Below are 1,672 nucleotides of genomic sequence, written 5' to 3'. Positions count from 1 at the left end.
CGGAGCACCGCGCGGCGCGTGGCCTCCAGGTCGACCAGCAGACGCCCCAGCCGGCGCTGCTGCCGGTCGAGCTCCGACCGGTACGACTCCCCGGCGCGGGCCACCCACGTGGCGCCGGCCGCACGCCGCAGCGCCCCGCGCGCCTCGAGGATCGCGTCCTCCAGCCGGCGCAGCTCGCGCGCGGCCTCGGCCGTCCGTCCACCCATCCGACCTCCCTCGTCCCGGCGGACGCTAGGGCGCCGTCGGACGCCGCCGCGGGCGGGGCCGCGCGGCCTGTGGACGGGGTGGGCCTCCTCAGGAGGGCAGGCGACGGAACCAGCGGCCCGGCGCGACCACGAGCACCGCCACGACGACGGCGACCACCGCGACCAGACGCAGCACCCCCGGCGCGCTCCCGTCGACGGCACCGGCCGCGGCGCGCACGGCGAGCACCGCCGCGGCGAGGGCGAGCACCGCCGCCTGCACCGGCAGCACGGGCGCGAGCCAGCGCGCGACCACGGCGGTCTCGACCCGGCCGGACCACGCCGTGTGCGCGGCGAGACCGGTGAGCCGGAGCAGGAGGTGCGTCCCGACGAGCAGCACCACCAGGCGTCCCAGCCCCGCAGCGCCGGACGCGAGGAGGTCCGGGCTCGAGAGGAGGACCGGACCGAGCAGCGCCACGACCACCGGGGCGGCCGGCAGGGCCGGTCGCCACACCGTGACCGCGGCCGAGGCGAGGAGGAGGACGTCCACGACCCCCGACGCGCCCAGCCCACCCGTCGCCGCCGTGCCGCCCGCCGCGGCGAGCAGGCCGTCCGCACCCACCAGCAGCAGCACCAGGGCGGCGGGCAGCAGTCGGACGAGCGCCCCGGGGACGCTCGAGCCCAGCTCCAGGTGCAGACGCAGGTCCCGGCTGCCCGCACCGGACGTGCGTCCCCCGCCGCTCACCGTCCACCGCCCGGCCGGCGGTGCGACCGGCGTGCCAGCAGCTGGACGCGCGCCGCGGCGTCGTCGTCGGTCCACCGGACCAGCTCGACGCCGGCGGCCGTCAGGTCCGCCAGGCGGTCGTCCCGTTCGAGGGTGACCAGGCGCAGGGCGAGGGCGGCGCGGGTGTCCAGGTGCCGGCGGCGCACCGCCGGCAGGACGTCGACGGCGACCACCCGGTGCCCGGAGCGGCGCCAGCGGGCGGCGGCCAGCGCCGCCTCGGGGTCGAGGAAGGTCGAGAAGACCCACACGAGGGTGCCGGACGGGAGCTGCGGTGCGCGCACCCGCGGCGCCGGGTCACCCTGCGGCCGCAGCACCGCAAGACCGTGGAGCACACGGTCGAGCTGTCGGCGGCCGGCCCCCGCGCGCAGGGTCCGGCGCCGGACGCCGAGGTCCTCCAGGCCCACGCGGTCGCCCGCGCCCAGGTAGGCCTGCGCGACCGTCGCCGCGGCCGAGCGGGCGACGTCCAGCGACGTCGCGTCGTCCGGCCGCACCGAGCGGGCGCCGCTCCAGGTGGCCGGGTCGGGCCCGACGTCGTCGCGGGAGTCCACCACGAGGGTCACGTGCGCCTCCGCCAGCGCGAACGTCCGTCGGGTGTAGAGCTCCTCGCCGCGGGGCGAGCGCCGCGCCGTCGCGCGCCAGTCGACCCGGCGCAGCGAGTCGCCCGGCTGCCACGGGTGCACGTCGCGCAGGTCGCCGCCGTCGCCCG

At 79.8% G+C, this 1,672-nt stretch carries 3 protein-coding genes; all 3 read right to left on the bottom strand.

Annotated features, from left to right (window positions below; all coding sequences use genetic code 11):
- The coding region (locus N866_RS18610) for a hypothetical protein (protein ID WP_034229573.1) at positions 1–206 on the bottom strand (206 nt) is incomplete at its 3' end.
- 88 nt (positions 207–294) lie between these two features.
- On the bottom strand, positions 295–927 hold the full coding sequence (locus N866_RS18605) for a hypothetical protein (RefSeq protein WP_034229571.1): 633 nt from the start codon (positions 925–927) through the stop codon (positions 295–297).
- Positions 924–1,672 (bottom strand): DUF58 domain-containing protein (locus tag N866_RS18600; protein ID WP_034229569.1); only part of this gene is annotated, 749 nt, incomplete at its 5' end. The genes N866_RS18600 and N866_RS18605, both read right to left, overlap by 4 nt.

This window comes from Actinotalea ferrariae CF5-4 (assembly GCF_000603945.1).
GTDB classification, from domain to species: domain Bacteria; phylum Actinomycetota; class Actinomycetes; order Actinomycetales; family Cellulomonadaceae; genus Actinotalea; species Actinotalea ferrariae.
The sequence above is the reverse complement of the archived record's forward strand: the minus strand, read 5'-3'. Positions and strand labels throughout refer to the sequence as shown.